Genomic DNA, 16483 nt, shown 5'->3' on the forward strand with positions numbered 1-16483 from the left:
TAAGTAATTAGGAGAGAAGAAAGATGGCACGAGTAAAACGCGGCGTACAAGCACGCGCCAAACACAAAAAAGTTATTGCCAAGGCCAAGGGTTATAGTGGCCGCCGCAAAAATGTCTATCGTGTTGCCGTACAAGCGGTAACCAAAGCCGGTCAATATGCCTATCGTGACCGGCGTCAGCGCAAGCGTCAGTTCCGCGCATTGTGGATTGCCCGTATCAATGCGGCAGCTCGCGAGTGTGGATTGTCGTACAGCCGATTTATTAATGGTCTGAAAAACGCCGAGATTGAAGTTGATCGCAAGATGCTGGCTGATATCGCGGTGTATGATATGAAGGCCTTTGCTGAATTGGCGGAAAAAGCCAAAGCAAATCTCGAGGCTTAATAACGGTTTTACTGTCTGCCCCATGCAGGGGCAGACAGGTTATTGAGCACTGAGCATAAGCTGAGCAAATAAAAGGGAAAGGCCAACACCTTTCCCTTTTTTTGTCTTTACGGAAATATTTACGAACAAATTTTAAATCTGCCTTCTTGTGGTTCGGCAAACGCTGTCGCAGAAAGGTAAGGTGACAATAGATTGGGGAAAACCGTGCAGCAGGAATTGGATAAGCTTGTTAAAGAGGCGCAACACGCTGTCGATGCCGCAAATGACCTGACAGAGCTGGATAAGGTCCGGGTTCAGTACCTGGGTAAAAAAGGCGAGCTGACAATACAGATGCAAAACCTCGGCAAGCTCCCGGCCGAGGAACGGCGTGATGCTGGCAAGGTGATCAATGATGCAAAGCAGGCTGTGCAGGCCACGATTGAACAGCGTCGTTCTACCATGCAGGTCGACTTGCTGAACAGCAAGCTATCCTCCGAGGCGATTGATGTCAGCCTGCCGGGACGTGGTCAGCAGAATGGTGGCTTACACCCGGTGACGCGTACGCTACAACGTATTGAGGAGCTGTTTACGCAGCTGGGTTTTGAAATCGCAGAAGGTCCTGAGATCGAGGATGATTACCACAACTTCGAGGCGCTGAATATTCCCGAGTCACATCCCGCGCGCGCCATGCACGATACCTTTTATGTAGACGAGCATACCGTGTTACGCACACACACTTCGCCGGTGCAAGTGCGGGTGATGGCAGCGCGCAAACCGCCGCTACGCATTATCGCCCCGGGTCGTGTGTATCGCTGTGACTCCGATTTAACGCACACCCCAATGTTTCATCAGATTGAAGGCCTGCTGGTGGATGACAGCGCCACCTTTGCCGACCTGAAAGGCATCATTGATGAATTTCTGCGACAGTTTTTTGAAAAGGATTTGCCGGTACGTTTTCGTCCCTCCTATTTTCCTTTTACGGAGCCGTCCGCCGAAGTGGATATTCAATGCGTGATGTGTGGCGGCGATGGTTGTCGTGTGTGTAGTCACACCGGCTGGCTGGAAGTGCTGGGTTGCGGCATGGTGCATCCCAAGGTGCTGGAGCACGTTAACATCGATCCCGAAGCCTTTACCGGATTTGCATTTGGTATGGGCATTGAGCGCCTGGCGATGCTGCGTTACGGCGTCAACGATTTGCGTTTGTTTTTTGAAAATGATTTACGTTTTTTGCGACAGTTTCGCTAAGCCTAAGCCGTAAAAAACAAGTAAACATTGAGAAAAGAATGGTGAACAAAAAATGAAGTTTAGTGAACACTGGTTACGTGAATGGGTAAACCCTGATATCTCCACCGACGCCCTGGCCGAGGTGCTGACGATGGCGGGTCTGGAAGTCGAATCCATTGAGCCCGTTGCGAGCGAGTTTACACATGTCGTCGTTGGACAGGTGATAAGTATCGGGCCACATCCTGATGCCGAAAAACTACAGGTCTGTCAGGTAAATGCAGGAGGTGGTGAGCTGCTGCAGATTGTGTGTGGCGCAGCAAATGTCGCGGTGGATATGAAAGTGCCCGTCGCCATGGTGGGTGCGGTTTTGCCCGGCGGCATGAAAATCAAAAAGGCGAAGCTGCGGGGTGTGCCATCGCATGGGATGCTGTGTTCCGCCAAAGAGCTGGGCATGGCAGAGCAGGCGGATGGCCTGATGCCATTGTCGGCGGATGCACCTATCGGCAAGAATCTTCGGGAGTATTTTTGGCTGGATGATCAATCCATTGAGCTGGGGCTAACGCCCAATCGAGGCGACTGTCTTGGCATTGCCGGTGTTGCGCGCGAGGTGGGTGCGCTGTGCAAGACCGAGGTGATACAAAATGATGGCAGCGTGGTGGCGCCAGGTTCGGACCGACAAGTGTCCGTCACGGTCGATGCCGCGGAGGATTGTCCTCGGTATGTGTGCCAGGTGATTGAGAATGTGGACGCCCAGGCAGAGACCCCCATGTGGATACAGGAGGCGCTGCGCCGCAGTGGTTTGCGGAGTCTGGGTCCGGTGGTTGATATCACCAATTTTGTCCTGCTGGAACTCGGGCAGCCTATGCATGCCTTCGATCTTGAAGGCTTGAGTGGCGGCATCTGTGTGCGCCATGCTCGGCAGGGTGAGTCATTGACCCTATTGGATGGACAGACGCTGTCGCTGGATGCCGGCACGCTGGTGATCGCCGATGCGGCGGCACCGCTGGCGCTGGCCGGTATTATGGGCGGATCCGCATCGGCCGTATCAGACTCGACGCGCAGTATTGTCCTCGAGAGCGCCTTTTTTAGTCCGCTCAGCATCGCTGGCCGTGCGCGTCGCTATGGTCTGCACACGGATTCTTCACACCGTTTTGAACGCGGTGTTGACCCGCAATTGCAGCGACGTGCGCTTAATCGTGCCACCGATCTGCTCATCAAGGCAGTTGGCGGCGTGGCCGGCCCCGTTGTGGAGGTTGCCAGCGAGGCCAGCCTGCCGCAACGACAGGCAATCCTGCTACGTAGCGCCCGCATCCAACGGGTTCTGGGGCATGCCGTTCCACCGGCCGAGGTGGAGGATATCCTGCAACGCCTGGGGATGGACGTCACCGCGGAGGATGAGAATTGGCGGGTTGTGGCGCCCAGTTTTCGCTTTGATATCGACATCGAAGAGGACTTGATCGAGGAGATCGCACGCGTCTACGGCTACAGCAACTTGCCGGCCACCTTGCCACGTGCCGGGGCACAGATTCTGCCGTGTTCGGAGAGGCGGGTCGCGCTATCCCTGTTGCGACAAATCCTGGTTGCGCGCGGCTATCAGGAGGCCATCACCTACAGTTTCATCGATCCTGTCATGCAAAAAATGTTCGATCCCGAGGCGGTGGCCATTCCCCTCACCAACCCCATTTCGGCGGACATGTCGGTGATGCGTACCAGTCACTGGCCGAGCCTGGTGCAGGCGGCGGTGCATAACCTGAATCGCCAACAGGAAACGGTCAGATTTTTCGAGTCAGGACTCAAGTTTATAAAACAAGATAATGAATATAAACAGGAAAAATATTTATCTGGCCTGATAACCGGTCGCCATATTCCTGAACAGTGGGGCGAAAAATCACGCCCTGTCGATTTTTTTGACCTGAAAGGCGATGTTGAAGCACTGCTCGCAACCCTGGCCGACACGGCGCAATACACCTTCACGGCACAGCCGCTGCCGGCCTTGCACCCCGGTCAGTCCGCTGTGATCTATGATGAACAGGGTGAAAAGATAGGTTGTCTGGGGGCCTTGCACCCCCAGATCGAGGATCAGCTGGGTCTGTCGCAACGCGTGTTCGTGTTCGAACTTGCAATAAAATGCTTCGAAAATGCAGAAGTTCCACAGTTTGCGCCGTTATCCAAATATCCATCCATCCGCCGCGACCTTGCGGTGGTCATGGATGAAAAAATAACCCTGAATCAACTTAAAGAAGTGGTCAAAAATGCCGCTACAGGCTTACTGGATAACTTACAGTTATTTGACGTATATCAGGGCAAAGGCATTGATTCCGGTAGAAAAAGTGTCGCGTTTGGCTTGACCTTCCAGGAGCGCTCACGCACACTTGAGGAGGTTGATGTGGAGGAGGCCATGGCCCCCATCCTGAAGGCATTGACCGAACAACTAGGCGCAACGCTACGAGAATAGTGAGAAAAAAGTATGGCGTTAACCAAAGCTGAAATGGCAGACAAGCTGTATGAAGAGCTTGGACTTAATAAGCGTGAAGCAAAGGAAATCGTTGAGCTTTTCTTTGCCGAAATTTGTGATGCACTTGAGGCAGGAACGCAGGTGAAACTATCAGGTTTCGGAAACTTCGACCTACGGACTAAAAATGAACGCCCGGGTCGAAATCCTAAAACCGGTGAAGAAATCCCAATTTCAGCGCGCCGCGTGGTGACATTCCGCCCAGGCCAGAAACTAAAAGCACGAGTCGAGGCCTATGCTGGAAGCAGCCAACAATAACGAACTCCCGGCCATACCCGGCAAGCGTTACTTCACCATTGGCGAAGTCAGCGATCTATGTGGCGTAAAACCGCATGTGCTGCGCTATTGGGAGCAGGAATTCCCGCAGCTGAAGCCGGTAAAGCGGCGCGGTAACCGACGCTACTATCAACGTCATGATGTCATCATGATTCGACAGATCCGCAGCCTGCTGTATGAACATGGCTTCACGATCGGTGGTGCGCGCCAAAAGCTCGCGGGTGGTGAGGCAAAAGAGGATGTGACCCATAGCCGCCAGATCATTCGTCAGATGATCAGTGAACTGGAAGAAGTTCTCGATATTCTCAAACGCTAATCACTGCAAAAGCGAACCCCGTAAGCTCTTCCTATCACCCGGTTCCTGGAGTAGAATACGCCGCTCTGTTGTGGCCTGACCACACATTCCAAAAGCATTAAATCTTAAGTTAGTCCGATTAAGGTTAGTCAGATTTCGGGGCGTAGCGCAGCCTGGTAGCGCACCTGCATGGGGTGCAGGTGGTCGGAGGTTCAAATCCTCTCGCCCCGACCAATTTCCCCATCTTATCGACATAGCGTCGGCCGTATCACTTCCTGTACCTCGCTGTACCTCGTCATCAAACATGAGAAATTCCCATGCATGGGTGACTGCTGCATATTCTTTTTCTAGTGTGTTAGACGCGCCGTAAAGGCTCTCTGGTGCTATCGGTGGCATTGCCTCGCTCAGCACCTGCGGGAAAAACGGCATGAATAAACCGCCTGCGGTAAAACATCGGGATAAAAAAAAGCCCTAATGGCCGGTGGGCTCATTAGGGCTATATACAAGATGGTGGAGCTGGCGGGAGTCGAACCCGCGTCCGCAAGACCTCCGCCTTTGGATCTACATGCTTAGCCAAGTCTTTGAGTTTAATTGCACGCTACCCGACTGGCAGGGAAGACGTACAACGAGCCCAGTTAGGTTTTAGCGAATTGGCCCTGAACATACCTCATCGCGATCTTGTGAGAGTCGACCCCGGTGATCTGAGTGCACAAGCACACGTCAGGCCGAGGGCACTAAGACTGGTGTTTAAGCAGCTAGTGCGTAGTTGTCGTCGTTGGCAACTATAAGTTTTGCAGTTGGATTTACGAGGAGATCTGCACCTCGGCATGCACCTCAGGTTTTGTGACCCACGTCGAAACCAGGTCAGCCCCATTGATGTTGAAACCATAGACAGTGTAGTTGATTCGAAAGTTCACGACCAGGCATATTATTGTCGCCCATTTGCGGGCCTTAGCCTGTTTTCAGGCCCCGCGCCTTGTCCCGCTGCCAGTCCCGATCCTTTTCGGCGGCCCGTTTGTCGTGTTGCTGTTTGCCTTTGGCGAGACCGACTTCCACTTTGACGTGACCGTGTTTCCAGTACAGGGCCATTGGAATCATCGTATAGCCCTTGCGTTCCACCGCGCCGATGAGTTTGTTGATCTCGGAGCGGTGCATCAGCAGTTTTCGTACCCGGGTGGCCTCGGGGTGGATATGGGTGGAGGCGGTGAGCAAGGGGGTAATCAGCAGGTTGCTGATGAAGGCCTCGCCATTTTTTAGGAACACATGGGCGTCGACGATTTGCACACGCCCGGCACGCAGGCTTTTGACCTCCCAGCCCTGTAATGCGATGCCTGCCTCGTAGCGATCCTCAATGAAAAAGTCGTGGCGGGCTTTCTTGTTGAGGGCAATGGTGTTGCCGCTGGCGGTTTTCTTGTTTTTGGACATGCAGTGCATTATACGGAGGCGATGGCTGTATCAGCAATGTAAAACCGGCGATATCGGCACAATCAGTGCGCGCAAGCGGTTGAGACACTTAGTGATTTCATTGACAATGGTGGTTAACTCAAATGGCGGATAACTGGGGAGTAACTGATGTCCACACAACGAGAATCCATCCATGGCCAGTGGTCTAACCGCTGGATATTCATCCTGGCGGCAACGGGGTCTGCGGTTGGCCTGGGTAATATCTGGAAATTCCCGTACATTGCCGGCGAAAACGGCGGTGGCGCCTTTGTGCTGGTCTATCTGCTGTGTATTGCGGCGATTGGTATTCCGATCATGATGAGCGAGGTATTGCTTGGCCGGCGCGGCCGGCGCAGCCCGATCAATACGATGCGTGAACTCGCCAGGGAGGAGGGCCGTTCGCCGGCCTGGTCATTGCTGGGCTGGAGCGGCGTGCTTGCCGGATTTCTGATTCTTTCTTATTACAGCGTGATTGCCGGCTGGGCGCTGGCCTATGTGCTGAATTCGGCATCCGGCATTTTTACGGGCGCCCCGGCCGAAGAGATTACCGCGGTCTTTTCCGAACTGGTCTCAAACCCGGGCGAACTGATTTTCTGGCACAGCCTGTTTATGCTAATGACCATGCTGGTGGTCGCGCGGGGGGTGAAAAAGGGGCTGGAGGTCGCGATCCGGTTTTTGATGCCCGCGTTGTTTGTGCTGTTGCTGATCATGGTAGGTTATGCCATCAGCAGCGGCGAATTTACCCGTGGTCTGGACTTCCTGTTTACCCCTAATTTCGGCAAGCTCACGGCAGAGGGGGTGTTGATCGCCATGGGGCATGCCTTTTTCACGCTTAGCCTGGGGATGGGCGCGATCATGATTTATGGATCGTATATGCCGCACAATGCCTCCATTGCCAAAACCTCGATCATTGTGGCGCTGGCGGATACCGTGGTCGCCTTGTTGGCCGGCATGGCGATCTTTCCTATCGTCTTTGCCAATGGCCTGGAACCCGGCGCAGGCCCCGGATTGATCTTTCAAACCCTGCCCATCGCCTTTGGGCACATGCCCGGCGGGGGCTTTTTTGGAACGGTGTTTTTTGTGTTGCTGGTATTTGCGGCCTGGTCTTCGGCCATTTCCCTGATCGAACCGGCGGTCGCCTGGCTGGTGGAAAACAGGGGCTGGACGCGAGTGAAGGCCAGCGTCGTGTCCGGTCTGGCCACCTGGCTGGTGGGGCTGGGTACGGTGCTATCCTTTAATCGGTGGGCCGAGTTGACCCTGTGGGGCAAGACCTTCTTTGATCTGCTCGATTTCCTGACCTCTAACATTATGTTGCCGTTGGGCGGCCTGTTTATTGCGGTTTTCACCGCCTGGGTGATGAAATCGAAATCCACTGCCGACGAGCTGGCGCTCGCAGCGAAGAGCCTAGGTTATATTCTGTGGCGAATCCTGGTGCGTTTTGTCACCCCTATCGCAGTGACTATTGTCTTTCTTAACGCTATCGGAGTTGTCTAGCAGTGGCCGTGATCTCAAAGAGTGCCCTGGTTCAGCATAGTGCGGCAGAAATGTTTGCGCTGGTGGATGATGTGTCCGCGTATGCGGATTTTTTGCCCTGGTGCGGCGGTTCCGAGGAACTCTCGCGCAGCGATGATGAGGTCAATGCGACCGTGGTGATTGCCCACAGTGGCCTGAACAAGGCCTTCACGACCAAAAATCGGCTGCAACGGGGCAAGATGATCGAGGTGAGCCTGGTCAATGGCCCGTTCAAGCATCTGCACGGGTTCTGGCGCTTTGAGTCCCTGGCGGACAATGCCTGCAAGGTGTCGCTGGATCTGGAATATGAATTCTCCAACCGCCTGATCGGCATGGTGGTGGGGCCGGTTTTCAATCAGATCGCCAATACTCTGGTGGATTCATTTTGCCAGCGGGCAGAGGTGATCTATGGCCGCTGAGGCCGATGTAGTGATGGATGGGGGCGACGAGCGGATACACGTCGAGGTGGCCTATGCCGAGCCGGAGACCCAGGTGATCATTCCCCTGAGCGTGCCGCGGGGGACGACCATTGAACAGGCGATTCGGCAGTCGGGGGTGTTGGAGACCTTTCCCGGCATCGATCTCGCGGTCCACAAGGTCGGGATATTCGGTAAGCTGGCGAAACTGGACACGGGCCTGCGGGAGAAGGATCGTGTCGAGATCTATCGTCCGCTGATCGCTGACCCCAAAGAGGTGCGTAAACGGCGCGCTGCCGAGGGCAAGAAGATGCGCAAGGGCGGCGGCGATCAGTAGGGCCGCTCGCGGTTAACGCCGCAGCGCCATGCCAGGTTTTTTGACCTCGGCCTCTTTCGGCAGCGGGGAATGCACGTCGATCCTGCTCAGCTGATCGCCCTCAAAATACAGGGACAGATGGGCGGACTGTGTTTCATCCGTATTGCCCGCCCTGAAATAATAAAGGTAATCCCAGCGGTCACGGTGAAAAGGATCCACCACCAGCGGTGTGCCCAACACACGTTCGACCTGTTGTTTTCTCATACCAATTTTAAGTATTTCAAACATCTCCTGAGTGATAACATTGCCCTGCTGCACGTCTATTTTGTGCACGGAGCAGGCGGATATCAGCAGCACGGCGCACAGCGCCAGGGCGAAGCGGACGGGTGTGCGTGCCGGACAATGGCAGGTGTTGAGCAAGTGGGTCATCATGTGTTTGTGGGCCGTCTGTCTGAAAAGTTATGGTTATGAGTGCGCCGTTAGCCATCGCTTGTCAAGAAAGGCAATCGACCGGCAATACGCTGCATCTTAACCGAATTTCCACAGGGGTAGTAGTAACGCCAGGGTAGTGCGACGCGTGTCGGTACCCTGTGTTACTCAGTAGATAGTTCAGCAGGTAGTAAATAGATGACATTCACCAGCAATGAATTGCGGGCCGCAGGGCTCAAATCGACACTGCCTCGTCGCAAGATTCTGGAGGTGATGGAATCCCAGCAGTCGCGACACATGAGTGCGGAGGATATCTACCGCCATTTACTGAGTGTGGGTGAGGATGTGGGGCTGGCGACGGTGTATCGCGTGTTGACGCAGTTTGAGGCCGCCGGGCTGGTCTCAAAACACAACTTTGAGGGCGGGCATTCGGTTTATGAACTCAATCAGGGCGAGCACCATGACCACATTCTGTGCGTGAAGTGCGGCAAGGTGGATGAATTTGTGGACGATGTCATCGAGGAGCGCCAGCGTGCCATTGCGGCCAGGGCCGGTTTTTCCATGACCGGCCACTGTCTGTATATCTACGGCCTCTGCGCGGAGTGTCATGGAACATCAGAGAAAAGGGAAAAGGGTAAAGAGGAAGGGTAACAAATCCTTGCTTCTAGCCTCTTGTCAGGGAAGGTCAGGGAAAGGCAGAGAAAAGGGGAAAGATAAAACATTGCCGGCATAACATTCCTTTTGCCCTTGTCGGTTTTATCTTTGCCCTGATTCCTGCTGGCCTCGTTCGATCATCTCCCGCGCGTGGGAGAGGGTCTGTTCGGTGATCTCCAGCCCGCCCAGCATGCGGGCGATCTCGGCCACCCGGTTCTGCTTGGTGATGGCCGACACATCGGTGACCGTGTGCGTTTTGCCTTTCTGTTTGCTGGCCTGTTTGCTGACCTGTTTGCTGACCTGCAAATGGTGATGGGCCAGCGAGGCGACCTGCGGTTGATGGGTCACACACAGCACCTGGCGATCGGCGCTGAGGTTGCGCAACAGGCGGCCCACCACTTCCGCAATGCCACCGCCGATCCCCACATCCACCTCGTCGAAGATCAGGGTCGGGATACGCCCGGTGCCGGCCGCAATCACCTGCACTGCGAGACTGATGCGGGCCAGCTCACCACCGGAAGCCACCTTGGCCATGGGCTGCACGGGTTGCCCGGGATTGGCGCTCACCCGGAATTCGACACGTTCCAGGCCATTGATGCCGGGTGTCTCGGTGGCCTCCAGGGCGATTTCAAATTGGCCGTGGGGCATGCCAAGTTGATGCAGGTTCGCGGTCACCTTGCCGGCCAGCTGTTTGGCGGCCTTTTGGCGGCTGGCGCTGAGCTTCCTGGCGACCGCGTGATACTGCGCCTGCGCGGCGCTCACGGCCTCGCTCACCGTACCCAGTTGCACATCGGCCTGTTCCAGCGCCTGCAGCTCGTCTTCCAGACTGACCTGCAGGGCGGGCAGGGCCTTGGGGCTGCAGTGATGTTTGCGCGCGAGGTCGTGGATGAGGCCGATGCGTTCGTCCACCACCTGCAGGCGTTCGGGGTCCATCGACAGGCCGTCGAGGTAGTTGCGTAATTCGTTGCTGGCCTCGCTGGCCTGGATGGCGGCGCCTTGCAGTGCCTCGCAGGCATTGGCCAGATCGGCATCCAGCCGGCCTAGGCGGGCCAATTCGCTGCTGGCGTGGTCGAGCCCGCTGCTGATGGAATACTGGCTGTCGCCGTCGAGGCTGGCCTGAATCTGTTCCACACCCTCGCGCAGCTGGTTGAGGTTGGCGAGGCGGCTGTGTTCGGCCTCTAGCTCGGCCAGGGACTCGTCGCTCAGCGCCAGCAGCTGTAACTCCTCCACCTGATAGCGCAGCAGTTCCAGCCGGTCTTCGCGCTGGGTTTTGCTGGCATGCAGTTGTGCCAGTGTCTGTGTGAGCCGTTGCCAGTGGCGAAAATGTTCGGCGGTATCGCTTAGCAGTGTCTGATGGGCTTTGTTGGCGTTGCTGGCCAGATCATCCAGTACCTGTCGTTGCACGTCGCGTTTCAGCAGTGATTGATGGGCATGCTGGCCGTGGATATCCACCAGCTGCTCGCCAAGCTCGCGCAGTGACTGCATGGGCACGGGCCGGCCGTTGATATAGCCCTTGGAGCGACCCTCGGTACTGACCGTGCGCCGGATCAGGCATTGGCCATCATCGTCCAGCTCGTGTTCGCTCAGCCAGTGCTGCACGTTCGTCAACGGGGCGATATCGAATTCGGCGCTGACCTCCGCCCGGTCGGCGCCGGCGCGAATGATGCCGGACTCGGCGCGGTCACCCAGCGCCAGTCCCAGGGCGTCCAGCAGAATGGATTTTCCGGCGCCGGTTTCGCCGGTGAGAACGGTCATCCCGGTGCCAAATTCGAGGGCCAGCTCATCGACGATGGCGAAGTGACGAATATGAATGTGGTGCAACATAATGGATTAACTGTGTTCGCTAACTGGCTGTTATTAAATCGATAGGTGTTGTTGTGCAGTGCCCGTGCTAGAGCCGTTTTCCCCAGTGCAGTTTGGCCCGCAGGATACCGTAATAGTTGTAATCCGCAGGATGGATCAGCCGGATCTGGTTTGCCTTGCGTTCGATCACCACCCGGTCACCATTTTCCAGCCCCAGATCGATCTGGCCATCACAGGTGCACTGGGCACGGGCCTGATTGTTTTCGCTGACGATAATCTCGATGGTATTGCTGGCGTCCACCACGATGGGGCGATAACTCATGGTGTGCGGACAGATCGGCACCAGCACCAGGGCGCTGAGCGAGGGGTGCAGGATGGGGCCGCCCCCCGATAGGGCGTAAGCCGTGGAACCGGTTGGCGTGGAGACGATCATGCCGTCCGAGCGCGCGGTGTTGACGTGTTTGCCACCGATGTGGACATCGTATTCGATCATTCGCGCCACGCTACAGGTGTGTACCACCACGTCATTAAAGGCGGCACTTTCATTGAGCGGCTGACCGCCACGCATCACCCGGGCCTGCAGCATGTCGCGCTTTTCTTCCTGATAGTTGCCGGCGAAGATCTGATCCAGGGTGTCGATGAGCGCGGCGGGGGTGATGTCGGTCAGAAAGCCCAGGCGTCCCAGGTTGATGCCGAGCAGGGGTACACCATGATCCACCAGGCTGCGCGCGGCATTGAGCAGGGTGCCATCGCCACCGACCACAATCACCAGATCGCAGTTTTCACCGAGGCTCTGGCGGCTGGCAAACTGACGGTGCGCGGTCAGGTCGGTGGCCGCCTCCAGCGATACCTCGTCCAGCAATGTCGAAATCTCGCAGCGATCCAGGTAGCCCAGCAGTTCGCGCAATACGCCACCGGCATGGGGATCGCCATGCTTACCGATGATGCCAATGGTTTTGAAGTGGTATGACATAGTTTTATTTTTCTTGGGCTGTTGGGAGGGTGCTGTGATTGATTGCGGCTACGTTAGCATGTTGTCTGTAGGCGGCCAACCACTATGGTGGGCGGTCCATTCCCCCTTATTGCCCTCGGTCACATCCTCCATTATCCCCTGTCACCCTTGTTTCTCGTAAGCACTGGCCGCACCTTAGTAGGAGAGTATGAATCTGCATATTTCCCCAGTAAGATGAATGCCTGCCCTGATGCTATCGCCAAGGAGCGGGGTGTCATTCGTAACCCGACGATATGCTGAATTTGTGAGCAAGCCTGTGAACACCAAACCTGATATCACCAAATCGACGGTCAACAGCCGCCTGAGCGAACCGCAAATCAGCGAGCGCGCCAAGTTGCTGTTGAAGGCCCTGATTGAGCGCTACATCCGCGAGGGGCAGCCGGTGGGTTCCAAGGTGCTGGCGAAAGATGCCCGTCTGGATCTGAGCCCGGCGACGATTCGCAATGTGGTGGCGGATCTGGAGCGTCTGGGTCTGGTGTCGGCGCCCCATACCTCGGCGGGCCGGGTGCCCACCGAGCTTGGCTATCGCCTGTTCATCGACAACCTGGTCAGCATCAAGCCCATAGACGCCAACGACATGCGGCTGTTGTCCGAGGCGCTCGACCCACGCAGCGACACGCCGCAACTGCTGGAGACGGCCTCGTCGATGTTGTCCGGCCTGACCCAGATGGTGGGCGTGGTGATGTTGCCATATCAACAACAGGCCTCGCTGCGACAGATTGAATTCCTGCCGCTGTCGGAAAATCGCGTGCTGGCGATTCTGGTGATCAACGAAAAGGACGTGCAGAACCGCGTGATCCACACCGACCGGCAATACCGCCTGCCGGAGCTGGAGCGCATCGCCAATTACCTGAATGCCCAGTTCATGGGCAAGGATATGCGCACGGTCCGCCAGGACCTGCTCGCGGAAATGGAAAGGACGCAGACCCATATGGATCAGATGATGCGTTCCGCCATTGCCATGGCGCATCAGGTGTTTGATACCGGCGGCGAGGGCAGGAAGCAGGACTATGTCATGGCCGGCAAGACCAATCTCATGAGTTATGAGGAGATGGCGGATGTATCCCGCCTGCGACACTTGTTTGATGCCTTCAATGAAAAGCGGGCGATCCTGGATCTGCTCGACAAATCCCTGCAGGCGCAGGGTGTGCAGATATTTATCGGCCACGAATCCGGCTACCAGGCGCTGGACAACTGCAGTGTCGTCACCACGCCGTATTCCGTGGATAACAAGGTATCGGGCGTGCTGGGTATTATCGGTCCCACCCGTATGGCCTACGACCGCATCATCCCGATGGTGGATGTCACCGCAAAATTATTGGGTGCGGTCTTGAATCAGCGGAATTAGTCCGCATATCCCCTGTTGTTATTGATTGGACGGTGTTCGCGGGGCAGCATGCCTGACGGACGCCGTTGCGTGTTGAATACCTGAAGACCGGGAGAACGAAAAGCATGGCACATGAGGAAGGCGCAACACCAGAGTCCGCAGCCGCTCAGGAGGAAGTCCTGGAAGGCGTGTTGGAGGATTCGACGCAACAGGAATCGACCACAGCGGAGGAGGGTGAAGAGCAGGATCTCACCCTGCTGCTGGAAGATGCCCGCGCCAAGGCGGACGAACACTGGAATCAGCTGTTGTTGGCGAAGGCGGAAACGGAAAATGTCCGGCGTCGCGCCCGACAGGACACCGAAAATGCCCACAAATTTGGCCTGGAAAAGTTCGCACTCGAGCTACTGCCGGTCAAGGACAGCCTGGAGATGGGCCTGGCGGCCGTTGAAGCGGACCCGGAGGCCAGTGACGATGCGAGGCTGGCCCAGCTCAGGCAGGGTACCGAGCTGACCCTCAAGATGCTGACCGCCGCCATGGAAAAATTCGGCATCGAGGCGCTGAACCCCATCGGTGACAGCTTTGACCCGGCCCTGCACCAGGCGATGACCCTGCAGGAGAGCGCCGATCACAAACCCAATACCGTGATCGCCGTCATGCAGAAAGGCTACCTGCTGAATGAGCGCCTGATCCGCCCCGCCATGGTGGTGGTGTCCAGGGCCGTCACCGAAACGGCGGCCGGCACAGACGAAACCCCCAAACATATTGATGAACAGGCTTGAAATAGGGCTATTCGTCCTTATCTTGTTAACCAACATAGACCAACATAGACCAACACAGAGAGTGACGAGATAGCGACGGTAGATTTACGGTTACTCGACCTTCGCGAAACCATTTAATCAACCGCTGGATTACAAAAAATTTACCTCATTTACTGAAGCAAGAGTGGAGAAATAGCGTCATGGGAAAAATTATCGGGATTGACTTGGGAACGACAAATTCATGCGTTGCGGTGATGGAAAACGGTGAGGCCCGCGTGATCGAAAACGCCGAGGGTGATCGCACCACGCCATCTGTCGTCGCCTATACCGATGACAATGACGTCATCGTGGGTGCCTCCGCCAAACGTCAGGCCGTGACCAATCCGAAAAATACCATCTATGCGGTAAAACGCCTGATCGGCCGCCGCTTTAAGGATGCTGAGGTGCAAAAAGACATCTCCCTCGTACCCTACAAGATCGTCGCCGCCGATAATGGCGATGCCTGGGTGGAAGCCAATGGCCGCAAGATGGCGGCGCCCGAAGTCTCCGCGCGCATCCTGCAAAAGATGAAAAAGACCGCCGAGGACTATCTCGGTGAAGAAGTGACCGAGGCGGTGATCACCGTGCCGGCCTATTTCAACGATTCACAGCGTCAGGCCACCAAAGACGCCGGCAAGATCGCCGGTCTCGAGGTCAGACGCATCATCAATGAGCCGACCGCGGCCGCCCTGGCCTTTGGTATGGACAAGAAAGAGGGTGATCGCAAGATCGCCGTGTACGACCTGGGTGGCGGCACGTTTGACATCTCGGTGATCGAGATTGCAGAGATCGATGGCGAGCACCAGGTGGAGGTGCTGTCCACCAATGGTGATACCTTCCTCGGCGGTGAAGATTTTGATCAGCGCCTGATCGATTACCTGGTGGATACCTTCAAGAAAGACTCGGGCGTGGATCTGCGCAACGATCCCCTGGCCATCCAGCGCCTGAAAGAGGGTGCGGAAAAGGCCAAGATCGAGCTGTCTTCGACGCAGCAGACGGACATCAACCTGCCCTACATTACCGCCGACGCCAGCGGTCCCAAGCATCTGAACATCAAGATGACCCGCGCCAAGCTGGAATCGCTGGTGGAAGATCTGATCGAGCGCACCATCGGCCCCTGCCGCGCCGCGCTGAGCGATGCCGGCCTGGGCGCGCAGGACATTGACGACGTCATCCTCGTCGGTGGCCAGACCCGTATGCCCAAGGTGCAGGCCGCCGTTGAGGCCTTCTTCGGCAAGGCGCCGCGTCGGGACGTGAACCCTGATGAGGCGGTGGCCGTGGGCGCCGCCATCCAGGGTGGTGTGCTGGGCGGCGACGTGAAAGACGTGCTGCTGCTGGACGTGACCCCGCTGAGCCTCGGTATAGAGACCATGGGCGGCGTGATGACCAAGCTGATCGAAAAGAACACCACGATTCCTACCAAGGCCCAGCAGGTGTTCTCGACCGCGGAAGACAACCAGACCGCGGTGACCGTGCACGTGTTGCAGGGCGAACGCGAGGTGGCCTCCGCCAACAAATCGCTGGGTCGGTTTGATCTGTCTGATATCCCGCCCGCCTCACGCGGCGTGCCGCAGATTGAGGTGGGTTTCGATATCGACGCCAACGGTATCCTCAATGTGTCGGCCAAGGACAAGGCGACCGGTAAGGAACAGTCCATCGTCATCAAGGCCTCCAGCGGTCTGTCGGATGAGGAGATCACCCAGATGGTGAAAGACGCCGAGGCCCATGCGGCGGACGATGCCAAGTTCCACGAGCTGGTTGCGGCCCGAAACCAGGCCGACAATATGATCCATGCGACTCGCAAGTCCCTGCAGGAGATGGGCGACGACAAGCTTGAAGCCGGCGAAAAAGAAAGCATTGAATCCGCCATCGCCGACCTTGATATCGCCATGAAGGGTGACGACAAGGATGACATCGAGGCCAAGACCAAGGCGCTGGTGGAGGCCTCGGGCAAGATGGCCGAACGCGCCTATGCGCAAAAGTCGGAAGCGGATTCCTCGGCAGAGGAGAAGAGTGCTGGGGGCGGCAAGGCCAATACCAGCAATGACGATGTCGTCGATGCGGAATTCGAAGAGGTCAAAGACGACAGCAGCAAGTAGGTGTGA

Annotated in this window: 16 protein-coding genes, 1 tRNA gene and 1 other RNA gene; 13 read left to right on the top strand and 5 right to left on the bottom strand. The window is 56.5% G+C overall.

Annotated features, from left to right (window positions below; translation table 11 throughout):
- The first annotated feature begins 23 nt into the window (after positions 1-23).
- The 6 genes from rplT (at position 24) to RRB22_02085 (ending at position 4903) form a co-directional block, all read left to right on the top strand.
- Complete coding sequence (rplT, locus tag RRB22_02060) at positions 24-383, top strand: 50S ribosomal protein L20 (GenBank protein ID MDT8383176.1); 360 nt, start codon at positions 24-26, stop codon at positions 381-383.
- A gap of 204 nt (positions 384-587) precedes the next feature.
- The gene (gene pheS, locus RRB22_02065) at positions 588-1607 is read left to right on the top strand and encodes a phenylalanine--tRNA ligase subunit alpha (GenBank protein MDT8383177.1); all 1020 of its coding nucleotides are present in this window, start codon (positions 588-590) and stop codon (positions 1605-1607) included.
- A gap of 52 nt (positions 1608-1659) precedes the next feature.
- Positions 1660-4041, top strand: a complete 2382-nt coding sequence (gene pheT / locus RRB22_02070) for a phenylalanine--tRNA ligase subunit beta (protein MDT8383178.1) — start codon at positions 1660-1662, stop codon at positions 4039-4041.
- Between the two features lie 12 nt (positions 4042-4053).
- A complete protein-coding gene (gene ihfA, locus RRB22_02075) occupies positions 4054-4356 on the top strand; it encodes an integration host factor subunit alpha (GenBank protein ID MDT8383179.1) in 303 nt (100 codons plus the stop codon).
- Positions 4334-4690 carry a MerR family transcriptional regulator gene (locus tag RRB22_02080; GenBank protein ID MDT8383180.1) on the top strand — a complete coding sequence of 119 codons (357 nt, stop codon included), beginning with the start codon at positions 4334-4336 and terminating at the stop codon, positions 4688-4690. Before ihfA ends, RRB22_02080 begins: the two co-directional genes overlap by 23 nt.
- 136 nt (positions 4691-4826) lie before the next feature.
- Positions 4827-4903, top strand: a tRNA-Pro gene (locus RRB22_02085).
- Between the two features lie 274 nt (positions 4904-5177).
- Here the strand turns inward: RRB22_02085 and ssrA are convergent.
- Positions 5178-5541: a transfer-messenger RNA gene (ssrA, locus tag RRB22_02090) on the bottom strand.
- A 79-nt stretch (positions 5542-5620) separates the two neighbouring features.
- Positions 5621-6094, bottom strand: coding sequence for an SsrA-binding protein SmpB (gene smpB, locus RRB22_02095; GenBank protein MDT8383181.1), 474 nt, complete (start codon positions 6092-6094; stop codon positions 5621-5623).
- Between the two features lie 147 nt (positions 6095-6241).
- Here smpB and RRB22_02100 point away from each other — a divergent pair, with 147 nt between their 5' ends.
- Genes RRB22_02100 through RRB22_02110 form a run of 3 tightly spaced genes read left to right on the top strand, consistent with a single transcriptional unit; the run spans position 6242 to position 8377 of the window.
- The gene (locus RRB22_02100; GenBank protein MDT8383182.1) at positions 6242-7606 is read left to right on the top strand and encodes a sodium-dependent transporter; all 1365 of its coding nucleotides are present in this window, start codon (positions 6242-6244) and stop codon (positions 7604-7606) included.
- Positions 7607-7608: 2 nt separating this feature from the next.
- The gene (locus RRB22_02105; protein ID MDT8383183.1) at positions 7609-8043 is read left to right on the top strand and encodes a type II toxin-antitoxin system RatA family toxin; all 435 of its coding nucleotides are present in this window, start codon (positions 7609-7611) and stop codon (positions 8041-8043) included.
- Entirely contained in the window at positions 8033-8377 is a 345-nt protein-coding gene (locus RRB22_02110; GenBank protein MDT8383184.1) for an RnfH family protein, read from the top strand. The genes RRB22_02105 and RRB22_02110 overlap by 11 nt, the downstream gene beginning before the upstream one ends.
- Positions 8378-8389: 12 nt before the next feature.
- On the opposite strand, the gene RRB22_02115 is transcribed toward RRB22_02110, so the two are convergent.
- Entirely contained in the window at positions 8390-8788 is a 399-nt protein-coding gene (locus RRB22_02115) for an outer membrane protein assembly factor BamE (protein ID MDT8383185.1), read from the bottom strand.
- A gap of 195 nt (positions 8789-8983) precedes the next feature.
- Between RRB22_02115 and fur the strand changes: the two genes are divergently transcribed.
- Positions 8984-9436 carry a ferric iron uptake transcriptional regulator gene (gene fur, locus RRB22_02120; GenBank protein MDT8383186.1) on the top strand — a complete coding sequence of 151 codons (453 nt, stop codon included), beginning with the start codon at positions 8984-8986 and terminating at the stop codon, positions 9434-9436.
- 105 nt (positions 9437-9541) lie between these two features.
- On the opposite strand, the gene recN is transcribed toward fur, so the two are convergent.
- Both recN and RRB22_02130 read right to left on the bottom strand, forming a co-directional pair.
- Positions 9542-11263 carry a DNA repair protein RecN gene (recN, locus tag RRB22_02125; protein MDT8383187.1) on the bottom strand — a complete coding sequence of 574 codons (1722 nt, stop codon included), beginning with the start codon at positions 11261-11263 and terminating at the stop codon, positions 9542-9544.
- Positions 11264-11330: 67 nt separating this feature from the next.
- A complete protein-coding gene (locus RRB22_02130; protein MDT8383188.1) occupies positions 11331-12215 on the bottom strand; it encodes an NAD(+) kinase in 885 nt (294 codons plus the stop codon).
- A gap of 295 nt (positions 12216-12510) precedes the next feature.
- On the opposite strand from RRB22_02130, the gene hrcA reads away from it, so the two are divergent.
- The 3 genes from hrcA to dnaK all read left to right on the top strand — a co-directional run bounded on the left by hrcA (position 12511) and on the right by dnaK (position 16477).
- Positions 12511-13602, top strand: coding sequence for a heat-inducible transcriptional repressor HrcA (hrcA, locus tag RRB22_02135; protein ID MDT8383189.1), 1092 nt, complete (start codon positions 12511-12513; stop codon positions 13600-13602).
- Between the two features lie 104 nt (positions 13603-13706).
- Positions 13707-14360, top strand: a complete 654-nt coding sequence (gene grpE / locus RRB22_02140) for a nucleotide exchange factor GrpE (protein ID MDT8383190.1) — start codon at positions 13707-13709, stop codon at positions 14358-14360.
- A 179-nt stretch (positions 14361-14539) separates the two neighbouring features.
- Complete coding sequence (dnaK, locus tag RRB22_02145; GenBank protein ID MDT8383191.1) at positions 14540-16477, top strand: molecular chaperone DnaK; 1938 nt, start codon at positions 14540-14542, stop codon at positions 16475-16477.
- Positions 16478-16483 lie beyond the last annotated feature (6 nt).

Source organism: Gammaproteobacteria bacterium, from assembly GCA_032250735.1.
Classification (GTDB): Bacteria; Pseudomonadota; Gammaproteobacteria; order SZUA-152; family SZUA-152; genus SZUA-152.